Origin of the sequence: Anaerobiospirillum sp. NML120448, from assembly GCF_023050945.1 — a bacterium.
Classification (GTDB): Bacteria; Pseudomonadota; Gammaproteobacteria; order Enterobacterales; family Succinivibrionaceae; genus Anaerobiospirillum.
The window spans coordinates 18,233-34,684 of sequence record NZ_JALKIM010000035.1 but is presented as its reverse complement, the minus strand read 5'-3'; the positions used below and the strand labels follow the sequence as shown (position 1 = coordinate 34,684).

At 38.7% G+C, this 16,452-nt stretch carries 7 protein-coding genes; 5 read left to right on the top strand and 2 right to left on the bottom strand.

Annotated features, from left to right (window positions below):
* Nucleotides 1–635: 635 nt before the first annotated feature.
* Together melB and MXE38_RS07280 are read left to right on the top strand one after the other, a co-directional pair.
* Nucleotides 636–2,111: a melibiose:sodium transporter MelB gene (melB, locus tag MXE38_RS07285; RefSeq protein WP_246913575.1), complete on the top strand. Its 1,476-nt coding sequence runs from the start codon at nucleotides 636–638 to the stop codon at nucleotides 2,109–2,111.
* Nucleotides 2,112–2,757: 646 nt separating this feature from the next.
* Nucleotides 2,758–5,100, top strand: a complete 2,343-nt coding sequence (locus MXE38_RS07280; protein WP_246913574.1) for a U32 family peptidase — start codon at nucleotides 2,758–2,760, stop codon at nucleotides 5,098–5,100.
* Between the two features lie 452 nt (nucleotides 5,101–5,552).
* Here the strand turns inward: MXE38_RS07280 and MXE38_RS07275 are convergent, their stop codons facing one another.
* Entirely contained in the window at nucleotides 5,553–7,892 is a 2,340-nt protein-coding gene (locus MXE38_RS07275; RefSeq protein WP_246913573.1) for a hypothetical protein, read from the bottom strand.
* A gap of 1,713 nt (nucleotides 7,893–9,605) precedes the next feature.
* On the opposite strand from MXE38_RS07275, the gene MXE38_RS07270 reads away from it, so the two are divergent.
* The 3 genes from MXE38_RS07270 to gltS all read left to right on the top strand — a co-directional run bounded on the left by MXE38_RS07270 (nucleotide 9,606) and on the right by gltS (nucleotide 13,699).
* Nucleotides 9,606–10,493: a 3'-5' exonuclease gene (locus tag MXE38_RS07270; RefSeq protein ID WP_246913572.1), complete on the top strand. Its 888-nt coding sequence runs from the start codon at nucleotides 9,606–9,608 to the stop codon at nucleotides 10,491–10,493.
* 440 nt (nucleotides 10,494–10,933) lie between these two features.
* Nucleotides 10,934–11,140, top strand: a complete 207-nt coding sequence (locus tag MXE38_RS07265; RefSeq protein WP_246913571.1) for a hypothetical protein — start codon at nucleotides 10,934–10,936, stop codon at nucleotides 11,138–11,140.
* A gap of 1,344 nt (nucleotides 11,141–12,484) precedes the next feature.
* Entirely contained in the window at nucleotides 12,485–13,699 is a 1,215-nt protein-coding gene (gene gltS / locus MXE38_RS07260; RefSeq protein WP_246913570.1) for a sodium/glutamate symporter, read from the top strand.
* Nucleotides 13,700–14,546: 847 nt separating this feature from the next.
* Here gltS and MXE38_RS07255 read toward each other — a convergent pair.
* Nucleotides 14,547–15,251 carry a DUF805 domain-containing protein gene (locus tag MXE38_RS07255; protein WP_246913568.1) on the bottom strand — a complete coding sequence of 235 codons (705 nt, stop codon included), beginning with the start codon at nucleotides 15,249–15,251 and terminating at the stop codon, nucleotides 14,547–14,549.
* Nucleotides 15,252–16,452: the final 1,201 nt, after the last annotated feature.

The window sequence follows — 16,452 nt, the reverse complement described above, 5'->3', positions numbered from 1 at the left end:
TGATGCCTATAAGCGTAGCAATAAGACCTTTGATCAAGCAATGACCTTCTTTGGCAAAAAAGGGTAATTTTAAAAGATCCTTGGTTTATTGCGCCTTTCAAGGTTACCTAATATGCAGAGTTCAGGTGTTAGGATGGAATATTTGTGGTACTTTTAGTTCATTAAAGTACTGATTTAATGCTGAAACATTCATCAACATTTTTTTGCAGGGCCGATCACGTTTCTGTACAAAAAAAATTATAAACAAACTTAATTACAAATAACTTACTTTTACTAGCATTTAAGAACCATCTTACACTTTTGCGGCTACATCATCTCAATAAACAAAAATGGCTTGTATGACTTATTTTTCTTAAGATTTTTGCTTAGATAGTTTTAAATCTAATTTACCAAACTCTATACATCTTACTAAAATGTTAGTATCTAAATATAGATATTACAACCTCCCTAAGACTGGTATTAGCCGTAATTTCATTATGATTAAAATCATAAAGTACAAAATTGCTTAATGATAAATTTCTTGGCACTTACTTTTTGTTTGAGTGATTTACTTAGCCATAAACTAGTTTTGACTTTAGGTGAAATTATTACAGTTAAACACTGGTCTAGTGCTCAGTTGGGAGTTAAATATTAATATGAGTGCAGCTGTCCCTCTAAAAGAAAAGGTGTCGTTTGGCATTGGTGCCTTGGGCAAATCTACTTCATTCTGGTTCATGAATGCCTACTTAATGGTTTTCTTTACTGATGTAGTAGGTCTCAGTCCTGCTTATGTGGCTTTCTTGTTTTTATTTGCCCGTTTATGGGATGCCTTTAATGATCCGTTCATGGGTTTTATCGTAGACAATACTAAAACACGTTGGGGTAAGTTCCGCCCATGGATTTTTATTGGAGCAGTAATTAACGCCGCCATTATCCCTTTCTTATTTTTCGACCCATCTGAAATTCTTTCACCTATAGGTGTCATGATTTGGTGTGGTGTTTTCTACATCTTGTGGGGCATGACCTTTACTGTAATTGATATTCCATTTTGGTCATTAATCCCAGCTATCACCTCTAACCCAAGAGAGCGTGATGTGATTGCAGTAATTCCACGAACTTGCTCTATGATTGGTGGTCAGTGTGTGGTAATTTTTGGTTTACCTTTAATTACATACTTAGGTACTGGTATTGGTGCCACTGAAGCACAAGGTTACTGGCGTTTTGCGATGATCGTTGTTGCATGCTTCCTTAGTGGCTCTATCGTATGTGCAATGAACGTTCGTGAACATGTTACCCCACCAGTTCAACCAAAAATTACTTTACGTGATGTTATAACCTTATTATTTAAGAATGACCAGTTAGTAGTTATCATTATCTTAACGGTCATCAATAATATGGCTCAAAACCTTGTAAATGGTACTATCATTTACTACTTTAAGTACATATTGAATAATCAGGATATCTATCCTTACTTCATGGGTGCAGGTGCTATTACTCAGTTCTTAGCTTTCCTTTCATTCCCATTCATTGTGCAAAGAACATCCCGTAAGTTCGTATTCATTTTCGCAGCTTGCATTGTAATTTTAGGATACTTCGGCCTCTTCTTATTCGGCTCTAGTGCTAATAGTAATATCTTCTTAGCTGGTGCTCTATACTGCTTAGGTTCAGCTGGTACCGCCTATACCTTAGTATGTACTACCGTTATGCTTGCTGATACTGTGGATTATGGCGAATACAAGTTTGATACACGCTCTGAGTCTATTGTATTCTCCATGCAAACTATGACTGCCAAGATGGCAGGCGCTTTAGCAGGCTTTACTTCATCACTTACCTTAGCTTTTGTTGGCTATGTTCCAAACGTACCACAAAGTGATGACACCATCTTGGGCTTACGAGTAGTAATGTTCGTAGTTTCCTCAGTTCTTATTTTGGCAACCATCTTGATTTACTTCCGCTATTACAAGCTCAATGGTTCTTTCTATAAGAATATGATGATCAAACTTGAAGAAAATCGTGCTAAGAAAGCTCAAGCTAAAGCTTTAGAGCAAGGCACTGAAAAACAGAACGAGCCAGAGGCTACTAATAATACAGGGTCTAATGAAAAACCTATTACAGATGTTGCAATAGGCTAAAGTCAAAACCTGATCGCTTAAGATAGATTAGCCCCAGCTAAGATAAGTTCAAGCCAATACCTTGTGACTTATTTGAGCTGGGGTTTTTCTAACTTCTATTTTTAAAATTAATGCATTGTCGTGCCAAGATTGCTACAACGAAACTATGGGGAGCTACATTGTCATATAAAGCTTTGCAAAGCCCTCTCTTTAATATTGAAATAAGCATATTTAAGTTGTCTACTATTAAATATCTGTATAGTGTAGTTGTCGATAGGCACATTTATAAGTCTGTTAAGGATACCTCAGGATTTTTATTTGAACTAAAGAAAGAGCTTTTTACCCAGTATTCACATTTCCTAAGGTCGGATGTATTCCTTGTGATTGGGTGAATCATAATGGATGTTTAGTAGTACGCTTTAGTGCATTGCGCCAGCACTGTCATAGCCTATACCCATGCTATGCCAAGGCATTGCTAGCCAAGGCATTGGCTCTGTCTTTGGCAAAGCTAGCCAGGCACTGCATAGGCTACGGTATAGTCATGGGACTGGTATAGCGCAGAGAGATAGCGGTATTAACTGATAATATAGTGCTAAAGTGAAGATAGGATGTGGTTTTGCTGTTAGAATGTGCAGCCTAATTAGATAAGAAATGAGGTTTGAGTGCGATGGGTGTGCGTAAACTTGAATTACTATCTCCTGCCAAGAATTTAGAGGTGGGAACAGCAGCAATAAAGGCAGGTGCTGATGCCGTATATATTGGCGGCCCTTCCTTTGGAGCTCGTGCAGCTGCAGGTAATAGTATTGAAGATATTGCCAAGTTATGTGCTTTTGCTCATCGCTTTGGTGCCCATGTTTATATGACGGTTAACACTTTACTATATGATCATGAACTTGAGGGAGTAGAGTCTTTAATTGCACAGGCTCGCAATGCTGGTGTAGATGCTCTGATTATTCAAGATCCTGCGGTGTTAACCATGAGTAGCGTGCAAGATTTAGAATTGCATGCTAGCACTCAGATGAATATTGACACTTTGGATAAAGTAGAATTTTGCCGTCATTTAGGCTTTGGGCAAATCGTGGTTCCTCGTGAGTTTAGCTTAGAGGAAATTGCTAACTTTACCTCCCATTATCCAGATTTACGCTTTGAGGTTTTTGTCTCAGGTGCTATGTGCGTTAGTGTTTCTGGTATTTGCTATATCTCTGAGCTTATGACTGATAGAAGTGCCAATCGTGGTGAGTGCGCCCAAATTTGTCGCTTACCAATGGACTTTTATCACCATGATAAAAAAGACCCTCAAAGCGAAGACCAATTATTAGCCTCTGGTCACCTTTTGTCTATGAAGGATAATATGCGCTTGCACGAGTTAGAGGATTTAGTAGCTGCTGGTGCTAGCTCCTTTAAGATTGAGGGCCGTTTAAAAGATCGTGATTATGTAGTTAATCAAGTAGCAGCCTTTAGAGAGCGCTTGGATAAGATTATTGCTAACTCTAATGGTAAGTATGAGCGCTCCTCATATGGCTATATGAGCCATGATTTTGTCCCTGATGTTACTAAGACCTTTAACCGTGGTTTTACCTCAAGCTTCTTACAAGGCGATAACGCTAATATGATTAATACTCGCTCACCTAAGAGTACAGGTGAGCTTATGGGTACCATAGTAGCAATAAATGCTCATTTAAAAGCAGAGAAGCCATCAAGATACCAAAATAAAGGCTCTGGAAATTATCGCTCCAACTCCAAAGAGAGCATGGGCTCGAAAGTTAATAAAAATGGCTATACCGTTGATCTTAAGGTCAATAAAGATTGCTCCTTATCAAATGGCGATAGCTTTACTTTCTTTGATGAGATGGGGCAGTTGACGGGCTTTAGAGCGAATAAAGTTAGCACTCTATCATCACCTGCCCATAGTAGTAGCAATAACAATAATATAAAGTCAGCTCCTAAGGGCTCACGCTATACTACAGTAGAAGCTCAGGGCAAGGCTCATGCTAAGGGACTTTCCAAGGTAAATGTCCAAGCTCAAAACTCAGACAAGAGCTCTAACAAGAGTGATAACAGTAGTACTGTTGTACTAAAGGCAGGGCAAATAGTAAGGTTGCATTTATTGGCTCAGGCACCAGGACTTGCAGTAGGTGCTCAGCTGCATCGTAATGTTGATACCATCTTTATTAAGAGCATTAATATGCCTAAAGCCTTAGTGCGTAAAATTGCCCTTAAAGCTCAGGTTTCTCTAGTAAATAATGTATTTAACATTACCTTTAGTGATGAGCTGGGACGTGCAGGTGGTATTAGTATTAGCCTATCTGAGGTGTTACAAGAGCTAAAGGCTAATAATGCTGATTTTGATACTTCGGCTTTAAGTCCACTTAAAGAAGAGGTTATGGCATCTAAGCTTACTAAGCTCGGTGATGATAACCTTAGCTTAAAGAGCGAGGATATTAGCTTTGATCTGCAAAATGAGGCCTTAATGCCACTATCGAGCTTCAACAATTTAAGAAGACAGGCCCTACAAGAGTACCTTAACATTGTAACCATGCCACGCTGTCAATGTGTAGCCAATAATAAGCTTTATCTTGATGGTTCTACTGACCAATACGTGTTTAAAGGTCTTAGCAACACCCCATATGCAAGCTTATTATCGGTTGCATCTAATGATGCCCAAAGTGCCAGCTCAATCGTCAGCGCTGACAACAGCAACAACAGCCAAGCTAATGAGCAAGTAACTAATTTAATGAGTCTGTTAGGTGGCATTGATGAACGCTTGATTTTTAATGAGCGCTCCAAGGCTTTTTATCTACAAGGTATGGGAGGTAAGCTAGAGCCTCCAAAACCTCTTATTTCCAAGGCAGTCATGACTTGTCGTAATTGCTTGATTAAAAATCATGCTCTGTGCCATGAGGACGGGGGTAGCACTACAGGCTTCTATCTCAAAATTGGTAAGCATACCTTTGATGTAGTTACCAATTGCCGTCGTTGCCTAATGTACCTTGTGCCTCGTGAGGATTAGGTTCCGCCTGAAACTAAAGCTCCTTTTTTACTGGTAATAAGTAAGCCTTGGTGTTCATTGCCTTGCACCATGCGCCTTTTGCTCTGTGTCTGTGCTCTGTGCCATGCATCATACGTCATATGTACTATGTCCTGCCTCCTGCTCTTTTTCACAGAGCTCTTGAACTTGTGCTCTTCACCTCGCTCACTTTACTTTACGTACTTGAGCTTGTCCTATGGGATATGCCTATCTTAGGTGGGTTCTCTGGAGACGGTTCTTTGGAGACGGTGCTATTGAAACTTTGTTCATGGGCTTGCACAGTTGCTTGTTTGACGTAGTTTTAATAGGGGGCTTTGCTAAAAGAAAAGCTTTAGCTGAAAGAAAGCCCCATCTTAAAGGAATGATAGAACCATACTTTAGGATAGGGCTTGAGAGTAGTTAAGCTTAAGATTAGGATGCGTTAATTATAGGAATTAGAACTTATAAGAGAGCTTAAAGCCACCATTGAGATCACCAATAGAATCAATGCTGCCTGTTAAGCCTAAAGCTAAATCCTTATAGATAGTTAAATCAACACCAGCTTTGGCCTTTAAATAGCCGCCATCACGTGCTGCGTAAAGCTCACCTATATCGTGATACTTACGATCTACAGACATGGTGCGATAAGTTTCAAACCACTTGTCGCTATCAGCTAAATCGTAGGCATATTTGAGATCAGCATTAAAGGATACCTGGAGGTCAGAGCTAATATCAAATTTCTTACTCTCAAAGGCACCCTTAACAAAAAGCTCATGAGACTCTAAGTTAGCTGAGCTAAAGGCTGCATTGTTAGCACCGACTTTACCGCCTTCGCCTATGCCTTCACCTCCCTTTTCACGGAAAGCCTTATGGCCAAAGAATGTATTATTCAAGCCCGCACTTAAAGTCACATTACCCAAATTTGGTAGCTCAAAGCCTTTGTTTAACTCATTGATAATAGAAATAGAGTAGGAATCAAACTCAGCACTCTTGCCTAAACCTTCCTTATTGTTTCTATCAAATTTGTTCTCAGAGAAGGCTGCATTAATAGCGCCTCGATAAGCAAGGGATCCAAAATCGTAATCGAGCTGGTAGCCTGCTAAAATGCTGTTAACAGAGTTTTCTGCATTATTGTCGTAATCTACAATAGAGTGCATCAGACCAAACATCAAATTGCCCTTGGCTTGCTCACTATACTGAGCCTCATATCCTGCAAGTAGGGCAATGTCAGTGTTCTTGTAGCTAATAGCATCAGTAAAGTCTTCGTCTAAGTCTCGATCGTACTTAATGTAGATGCCACCTTTAAAACCATTGCGTGAAGCAGACACTTCAAGATTAGCGCCATCAGTTGATACTATGCTTGAGGCATAGCCATCAGTTTGAGCCAATTGAGATTGGAAATCGTTAATAGCATGGGAGCGTCTTAAGATTTGGGTGTTAAGATTGGCGTAATCCTTGTGCTTCCAGTCAATTGCCTTAAAGAAAATATCATGGACATCAAGTTTGCCCTCATACATGACATAAATGTTGTTGTCATCAGAGGTAATAGAGGTATAGCCCTCAGAAACTTGATCTGATAATAAGATCTTAATGCCAGTATTAGTAGTAATATATTGACCCTTGCGGCGGTTAGGGTTGCCGTTGAAGTTGTAATTGTAGTAGGAAGTGTAGCCTACTAAATAGACATCATCGGTTAGGTTGTGAGAGCTGGTCTCGACACGAGCAACATCTTTTGGAATGAAGTCCTCATGTACTTCAGTCCAAGTTTTAGTACTCTCGTCGTACTCGTAAACCTGACGCAATTTTCCTTGGTTGTTGCTTGGATTGGAGTCGCTACCTTCATTACGAACGGCTAAACGAATCTTTCCCTTATAATGGAAAATATTACTCTCTGATGAAATAATGGTTTTGTCATTACCATTGATTTTGTCATCAACATTAGGGATCAGCATGGAAGATACTTTCCAAGTCTTACCACCATCGCTTGATTCCATGAAGCCAGAGGTTGCAACAACATGCTTTTTTTGAGGGGGAGGTAAATTATTAGTGCCTGTATCTACATAGGTAGCCCAGGCTTGAATTGGCACATAAATCTTATTGTTGTAAACCATGCCGCCACCAGGGCCCTGGAAGACAATAGAATACTTATGAGTGGTATTTTTAGCATTGACCTGATCGATCACTTCGTCATAAATGCTTTTTGATTCCCAGGATAAGCCCTTGTCCTTAGAGGTGAACATGATGAAATCAGGCTTATGACCCTGAGGAAGATTAGTCACACCATCAGGATTAGCGTCTTGATCACCTGGATTGACCACTAAGCCACTATTTAAGTTGGCATTGTTGCGTAGGCCAAACATTAAGGCAGTATTGGTGTTGTGATCAAATACTAAAGCAGGATCGGTTGCTAAAGTCTGATAGTCATTTGCATCTTGGCCTTTGGCAGCATCTAAAATATTAAGTTCACTCCAGCTACGGCCACCATCAAAAGACACTCTGGTAGAAATTTTAACTTTTCTAATTTTTGTGCCAGCTACAAGATCTGACCAGTCAGATCCCATATAACGAACGTCAGCGGCGCTAATTAAAACACCATTGCCAGCAGATGCAATCGCAGGAATTCTAAAACCGTTAGGCTTTCTAGGATCGACATCGCCAACCTGATAGAGCTTTACACCAGCTCCTCGATAAATATCAGCATCAGAAAAGTACTTAGCACCAGTAGAGGCTGATGCTGCGGATAAAGCACCGTTCAATGCAACTAACACTGCACATAGAGTGAGTTTGGTTTTCATAGACAATACAAACCTTATAAATAAAAATAAATTTCAGTAAATTGTGCTTTTGATAAAGATTTTTTTCATTTTATTGAGTATTGAAATTTATTTCCATTTACATGACGTGAATAAGATCACAAAATTAACACAAATTCTATAAAAACTTAAAACCTACACTCCCTAAAACAGTGCAAAATTCACTATTTTAATGCAAGAAATATTGCTCTAAAAGTACCATCTCATAACTAAAAATCTCTAGCATAGATGGACTAACTTTATAACTAGCAAATAATGAGAAAACCGCAAAGCAATCAACACCAATCAATAATAAGGAAATACAAATAATATAAAAATCAATAAGTTTTGCTTCAACTATAGCTTATTCTAAAAGTACTTTTAGTCAATAATCAGATAATATCTAGGACATAAATGCACTAATTATGAACGCTGTGTTGGTAGAAAAAATTACCAAAATATTTCTCTTATTTATCTAAAACATGCTTTACATAATTCAATAAAATTGAAATATTTTTCCAATTTTTGGCAACAAAACAACAATTAGCTGTTCCTTACTAAAATATTACTATTCAGAAATATCAATATAAATCGACACACTTAACAGCTAGAAAAGAAACAATTTAGAGTTAAGTTTATGTGCTGCTACCAAAAACAAAGAATAGCTATCAAAATAAGGATAGAGCATCATCTCAATATCTTAAACACTTCAAAATGAAAGCACATACTTCATGGTTAACAATAAGATAGCTGTAAGAACAGGTAATCCATACTCAACAATACTCTTGTAATATTTTATTAATCCCAAAAACCTTAAAAGCAGCATCTACTTATAGCTTCACTTTAAACGACATAACGCACAAGCTCACTACAAAGTTCGATGATCTCTAATAAACTAAGTGCTACTCAACCAAAGCTGGCTATTACTACTACTACTACTGCAGGCACTTATGTTTGATAGGAAAAACAATCAGGAGCAAAATAAACTTTACCTAACCAGTGGCTAAACGCTAGAAGCATTTAACTAAGCACAAGTACTTCCAATAAAGAAACAAACATTTATGATTGATTTGCCAAGGTTAAGTAGGTCATTACTAAAGAGCACTTACTTTATTATGAAAGTGCCTAAACCTACAGTTAGCAGTTAGCTTATAAGTATGAGCTTTGAACTTCCATATATAGATTTGTTTCAGTACAACAGCAAATTTGCTGTCATAAGGATTTTTTTGAGGTAAAAGTTGCAAGAGGCTGGATAACTTTTGCTCTGGCTATAGTTTGGTTGAAAGGGATAGTGTGGCTGGGGCAGTGGATATTGCTGTGGTGGTTGGTTTTTTGAGGAGGTATTTTTTTGGTGGCTTTTAAAGCAAGTAAACATAGGTAGAGTCAAGATAAAATATGTTATTTAAGGGATTTTATGCTTTGGGACTGGGGGTGTGCTTAGTAAAAAATAGTGTTTTTTAGTGCCAAGTGAGGTCATTGTTAGGATCAGTAGGGTGGGCACTAATCATGGAAAAATGGCGGTACTATTTTGTTTTGCACCCGATAGAACTATAATAAATATATTAGTTAGCAATCTATGTGATTCTTGAAGACTTAGCTAGGGAGTAGAGATGGAGTGGATCTCTATAGTTGTTAGTTAGGCTCATAAACATATTTTGGAAGGTCTGCTAGATTGCGTTAGATGATAAGAAATGTAATTAGCAAGAGGATGGCGTGATGTTTCCGCTTGATAGAATCGAAGATATTAGAAATCATCCAAGTGACTTTAAACTCTTAGAAAGGGTGCCTTTTACTCGAGATGATGTGCAAGAGCTATTGCCTATTAAGCTTGGCGATCCTATTGAAGGTGAAAAAATATGGGCAGTGGTGTTTTTAGATACTGAAACTACAGGTATTAGTCACTATAACGATAAGATTATCGAGCTTGGTATGGTGCGCTGTACCTTTTCTTTTACTCGTCGTCGCATTTTATCCATTGATCGCATTTATGATGGTTACGAAGACCCTAATCGTCCTATTCCTCCTGAGATCACTAAATTAACAGGTATTACTGATGAGATGGTTAAAGGTCAAAAGTTTAATGAAGATGTGATTTTAAACTTTGTAGCAGATAACCCTTTAGTTATTGCCCATAATGCTAAGTTTGATCGTCCTTTTGTTGAGCGTCGTTTTGGTAGCTGGCAGCCAATGCCATGGGCTTGCTCACAAAAAGAAATTGACTGGTCTGCTTTTGATATCGGTGGTCAAAAACTCGAGTTCATTGTGCAGTCTCAGGGCTATTTTTACGATGCCCACCGTGCCTGCACTGATTGCTTAGCTCTATGTTATTTGATGTACAAAATGCCTCAAGCTTTTGAGATGCTAATTGAATCATCCTTACGTGTTACTTATCGTGTTGATGCCTATGGTGCTCCATTTGATATTAAGGACGAGCTCAAGCGTTCCAACTATCGCTGGGACGGTGAGAAAAAAGTTTGGTATATTCAAGTAAATGGTATTGATAGTGCCAATGCTCAAGTAGCTTATTTAGAGAATCTTTACGCCAAGGCTCCTAAAGACGTAAAAGTTTTCCAATTTACAGCTAACGATCGCTATCGCAGCTAAGAGCTAATCAAAATTTGTGTTTACTTCAAACAAATCATGTTGCTTATAGGGAGAAAAGCTATTAATTAGCAATCACTCTATATAAGTTAATTTTGACTACCCAATATTTAATCTCTTCTTGCTAGAATTACTAATAGGGCCAATGTAGAAAATTCTGTTTCACTTTGGCCTTTTTTATCTTACTTCCTAAGCAAAGTAACATCTTGTTGTACCTGATAGGTGCATTTCTTTAATAAGCAAACGCAAGAGCGCTAAGGCACAAGAGTGCTAAAGCGCTAGAACACTTGTAGTGCTTATCTTTCCTCGTGGTCAGCTATTAGTCATATTAAAGGGCTTGATACAAGCTTAAGCTTAAGCTTATAAGTTGTTAGCTTGAAGCTCATTGCAATCCTGCCTTTTCAAAACAGCAATACCCTCCTGAACTAAATTAAAACCAGCTCGTGGCCATTACCTTCGTTGATTTTGCTTGTAATGTCATGCAGCTTAATAAAGCTGACTATGACAGTGATTTAGCCTTAGCTAAAGCTGGTATTGATGGCTTAGCAAAGTTCTTTAGAGAAATTGGCGTACCAAGCTCATTAAGTGCATTAGAGGTAGGATCAGAGCATTTTGCTGACATGGCAAAACACATTAATAAGGAACTGTAATCAATTAATTTGGTTGTTTACAAGCTCTAGTATTAGATTACTAAAGCAAAAACACCTAAAAGAAGATCAAATTAATTGGTTTCAGTTCCTAAGTATTGGGTAGCTCCTTTATCAGCCTTATTGTGCCTTTTACCGAGCTAGATGTAGTAGCTGTGCTTAAGGCGGCATTGTAATAGCTAAATAGGCATTATCATTGGTTAATGATAGTGTCTATTTATTTGCCAATTAGGCTGCTTATATAGCAGCCTATGCTCAACTAAGAGCCATACAATTATGCATTTAATAGGATCTGAATAAATGCACTGATTTGGGTCTTTAATTGGTAAAAATGCACTTTTTTGGGATTAATTAATCCTTGTGTGGTCAAAAATGCCATATCTAAGCCTCTTATCTTAATCCTGCCAAACTCCTCTTAACATACAAAAATATCAAACCGTCGCACTCAAGCTTTATTGGATCGGTTTTTCTTGTTAAATATTGCTGTTTTGCTGTATATTAATGCAGTTTTTTTAGATTTTGCACTTTAAGAGTTTAGGATAGAACCTAATAACAAAACTAATTTTGGACATCACACATGCTTTTGAAGATGTCATAGATTGTTCTTGTGGTTATCTTACTGAAGGTAAAATTAGCATTAAGTTTTGTCTCCAAACATTATCTTAGGGTGTACTAGAAAAATATCTTTGGCAAAGAAACGCTCCAGATTTTAGCCTTGTGCAAAAGTCAGTGCGCGGATCTATTTGTGAGCCAAAACTCACGAGCTGCAAGCCTTTGGCTTGTCAGAGCACTGTGCAAAACATACTTAAAGTGAAATTAACTTGCTACTAAAAGAGCATCTTTTTAGGTACTTGTAAGCTGTCTTCCAGTGTCGCTTGCAGCCTTGCCTATTCCCAAGTTGTGGCGCTTTTTTACCAATGAGTTTTGCTCTGTAAGTAATCAAGCTCTTAAAGACAAACATTTGTTGTTGTTAGGATATAGCAGTAGTTAAGCTTTTAGTTAAAAAGCTGTTCCCACTTGGAAGTTAGCAAGTTGATGAGCAAAGGGTTTATTGTCTTAAACTCTATGCTCAAGCCTTGACTTAGCCTATGTGATCCTTGTCCTTAGCTTAAGTCGCAACTAACTTGTGTTTATTAAAAATTAATAGACTCAAGAGATTTAATTTTATTAAAGGTGAAGCTAGTAGATATAAGGTAAAGAGACTTTTGGTGGCCATTTAGCTTTTTGCTCTAGTAATAAAGTAAAGACCTAACTAGCTACTAATAAATTTTTTATTTTCATATACCGCTTCACTGTACGCTTTGCACAAGCTTAGCTTTCCATTCATTTGCTCAGAAGGTAACCTACATGTTTACATATACTTTCGGTATGGAGGAGACCCTAGCGATTGCAGTAGCATTACTGCTTCTAGGTCGCTGGATTAAGGAAATTTTTACTGTCCTTAAGCGCTTCTTTATTCCTGCCCCAGTAATTGGCGGTATCATCTTCTCCTTCGTTACCCTATTTGGCCACGAAACTGGAACTTTCCAGTTTACCTTCGATGCTCAGCTTAAGAATCTCTTAATGCTCGCCTTCTTTACAACCATTGGTTTTGCTGCTTCATTTAAGATGCTCTTAACTGGTGGCTATGCCGTAGCATTGTTCTTAGGTTGTTCTATTGGCCTGATTTTGGTTCAAAACACTATTGGTATTTCAATTTCCTATTTGTTTGACCAAAACCTCTTCATGGGCTTAGCCACTGGCTCTATTTCCTTAACTGGTGGTCACGGCACCTCTGCTGCTTTCGGCCCATTATTAGTTGATAAGGGCTTAGAGGCTGGCTTAACCGCATCTATTGCTTCTGCTACCTTCGGTTTAGTTGCAGGCTGTATGATTGGTGGCCCAATTGGCAAGCGCTTAATGGCCCGTTACAACTTAAAGGCCTCAGAAGAGCAAATTAATCACGTAGTAGAGAACCCTGATATTATTGAGGGTAAGCTTACTAAAGAGCAAAAGAATATTGATGAGCCATTACTATTTAGTGCTACCTGCTACATCATTATTGCTATGGGTATTGGTCACTTCATCATCTTAGGTTTAAGTGCTGTAAATATCACTATTCCAGCTTACTTAGGCCCTATGATGGTAGCTGCCGCTATTCGTAACTATTTAGATTTCTTCCACAAGAATGTGCCTTTACACTCAATTAACGTAATCGGCGCTATTGCACTTCAGCTCTTCTTAGCTATTGCTCTTATGACCATGAACTTATGGGAGCTTTCAGCTTTAGCTGTGCCTTTAGTAACCATTCTTTTAGTTCAGACCATTGTTATGGCTTTATTTGCCTACTTCATCACCTTCCGTGTTATGGGCAAGGATTACGATGCAGCAGTAATTGCCACTGGTCACTGTGGTTTCGGTATGGGTGCTACTCCAAACGCTATGGCTAATATGGAGACTTTTACTGGTGCCAATGGTCAATCTCCAAAGGCCTTCTTCGTAGTACCAATCGTAGGTGCCTTATTCATTGACTTTGTAAACTCAGCTATCTTGTCCTTCTTCTTAGCTTTCTTACCAGCATAAGTAAGTTAAAAGAACAAAGGTCAATTTAGTAAGTCAAAGTTAAGACCATATAAGGGACATAAGATGTTTAATCTTATGTCCCTTTGCTTTTTTTAAATAGGTAGCTTTTATCTTGTCAGTATACTGTGCACGTGCACAAGCTATTCAAATCAACGACTTACAAAAAACTAAGCCTTACCTCATCCAAGCATTTATCATCCTTTTAAACGCACCAGATAGCATCAAATTAAGCATTTTTAGGCCTACCAAGTAAGCAAGGCAGCAAAGAATAACAAATTTCAAAGTAGGGGCTATCAATAAATTGCTCATTCAAAAGCAAAGCAAATTCAGTTATATGAGCAGTTGTTCTCTATAGCCAACCCTATATCAAAGCCCGTAGCTAAGCCAATGAATTGCTAACTACTTAGCTAATTATCTGTAGCAGTAGACCCTATGCATGCTTGTTTGTCGAAACAGTTTTAGATCTGTGCTTTGAGACTTATATTAGCTTTGGAGAGGGTGAGGATAGTGATAGAGATTAGAGAAAGCTATTCTCAAAAGAGAAAGAGGGAATTAGGAGAAAGAGGGCCAAAACCTTAAGTTTTCACGGGTAGCTACAGTGTTGTAGGTAGCTTATTTAAGAACAGGCAAAGCTTGCTTGCTTGCTTGCTTACTTACTGACTTGCTTGCGTTCTTGCTTATTAAATGGCAGCAGTTGTATTAAATCTGTGAGTAATTTGGTAGTAAGTTCAGGTTTTTTGATGATGACCCTATAGGTATGTTGAGCCTCAACTAAATTGCTTGCTAAAACAGGTATTTGCTAAGGTATTTTAGTTGAGGCATTGGGTGGGCTTTAGCTGGGGGAAGCTTAGATTTTAGCAGCGTCTTCCTTTACTGGTTCTTGTTTGCTGGTCTCAGGAGCTTTATGGGCAACAGCTTCCTTTGTGTCCTGAGCTTTTTCTGGTAAAGCCTGGTCTTTGGTGCTTGGCTCGGCAGGAGCTGGAGTGCTCTTGTTTTCTTGTTGCTTGGCTTTTTCTTGAGCAGTATTGATTTCTTTAATCTCACGAGCGGCCATATTTTTAGCTGCTTCTTTGGTTGCCTTTTGAGCTTGAGGGTTGGTTGGGCCGTGGCTTGGATCGGTGCCATAGCGATTATCGCCTAAAGTACCTGGCTTAAAGAGCAAATAAATAAAATACAGTACGATGATGCCGCTAATAGCATATAAGCCAACGCTTAGCTCTGTATAGCTTTGAGGAATGATGAAATACTCACCAGTAAGTTGATAAAGCACAGCAAAAGGAAGTACAGGTAAAACCAATACCAAAGCTGGCAGATTATGATCATGTAAACGGCGAATAAAAGTCATGACAAAAAGCCAAATGGTAGGTATAGCTAAAATGGTTGCTAATACCCAGCCAGCATGAGGAACCATAGTAGCGCTTGCATAGCAAGCACCTCCCATAATTACCGCAAAAAGGAAGAACCACCAAAATTCAGAGCGACTAGCACGATCTGAGGCATTGGTTGCGTTTTTAATGACGCAGTGGACAAAAGCTTGTTTAATCGATGTCATATTCATCTCCCTTTAGATGGCAAAGATATAAGCAGTTAAGCATGGGCAAACAACTAACAGAACTTTGGCTCAGTAAATTAAAGCAAATGAAAAGTAGTACCAAAAGTTAGTTGGCTATAGGCAGGATAGGGGCTATTAATAAAGCCCTTAGTGTTTAACCATACCACGGACAAAAGCTAATACCTAGGATGCTATGTCAATTCTTAGTGTTCAATCACTAAAAAGCTTTATTAAGCTATGGTAATCAGGTTTTTTGCCGCAACTTTGTAGCTTTAATTCTTAGCCTTGGCTTTTGGCCTTCGCCTTCGCATAGGACTTAGCCTTAGCATGGTTAATAGTAAGCCTTAGGTAAAAGAGATGAGCGAGAGCTAAACGTTAAGTCAAACAGGAGCCGTGTACAAAAGCCTAACAAAGATAAGGGCTAGTAAAGTGTCATGATATGGCTGGGCAGTGCAAGTAATAGCCTGCTCTGCAATCGTGGTTTTCACGGTTCTGGGCATAGCCAGTAATTGCCTTACAGTTAATATCGGTTGCAAAAAATCTTATGGTCTCTCTTTACGTGTTTTCTGTAAATCCTACCGCAATTTTACAAGCGCCAAAATAACAAAGTAGTGAAAAGCATCTGATAGTAGTGCTTTGCACAGCTGGTCAGGTCATGGATAATCATAGCGATGATTTACGTTAATTGATGGCCCTATGCATTACAGCAAAGCCTGCTAAGACCAGACAAGTAAAAACATAGTGGGGTGTCTTAAATAAAGTATAGTGAAGCTTTACAAGGACAGCGTATAGCGAGCATTTGCAGGGATAGGAAGTCGTTTCATGCTCTATCATGGAATAGCGAGGCGCAGCTTCTGACATAAGATAAGAATACTCATATTGAGACAGCAAAGTGCAGCTGCTATCTAGACATTGAGCTCTCAGCCTAATGACGCAACATATTTTCATTGCAACAGCGAAAAATAGACTGCTTGTTAATTATTGGCGCTAATCCTCTTTTTAGCCGTTAGTGCTAGTGGCCTGTGCGAGTACTATTGCCTGTGCAAGTGCAAGTGCAAGTACAGCAAAAAGGGATATCTTAGAGTACAGTGGAGCAGGGAGTGCTGATAGGAGCACAGCACGGAATTGCAAAGCAAGGCTGGCCTGAGTAGCGTTTGGAGAGCTATAGTGAGGATTTATTTTGATGGATAGCCCTTTGCAG

What these genes read in the sequence shown, in the direction of transcription:
- MXE38_RS07255 (WP_246913568.1), bottom strand. Translation starts at nt 15,251, where the DNA reads ATGACATCGATTAAACAAGCTTTTGTCCACTGCGTCATTAAAAACGCA.
- MXE38_RS07270 (WP_246913572.1), top strand. Translation starts at nt 9,606, where the DNA reads ATGTTTCCGCTTGATAGAATCGAAGATATTAGAAATCATCCAAGTGAC.
- MXE38_RS07280 (WP_246913574.1), top strand. Translation starts at nt 2,758, where the DNA reads ATGGGTGTGCGTAAACTTGAATTACTATCTCCTGCCAAGAATTTAGAG.
- MXE38_RS07275 (WP_246913573.1), bottom strand. Translation starts at nt 7,892, where the DNA reads ATGAAAACCAAACTCACTCTATGTGCAGTGTTAGTTGCATTGAACGGT.
- melB (WP_246913575.1), top strand. Translation starts at nt 636, where the DNA reads ATGAGTGCAGCTGTCCCTCTAAAAGAAAAGGTGTCGTTTGGCATTGGT.
- gltS (WP_246913570.1), top strand. Translation starts at nt 12,485, where the DNA reads ATGTTTACATATACTTTCGGTATGGAGGAGACCCTAGCGATTGCAGTA.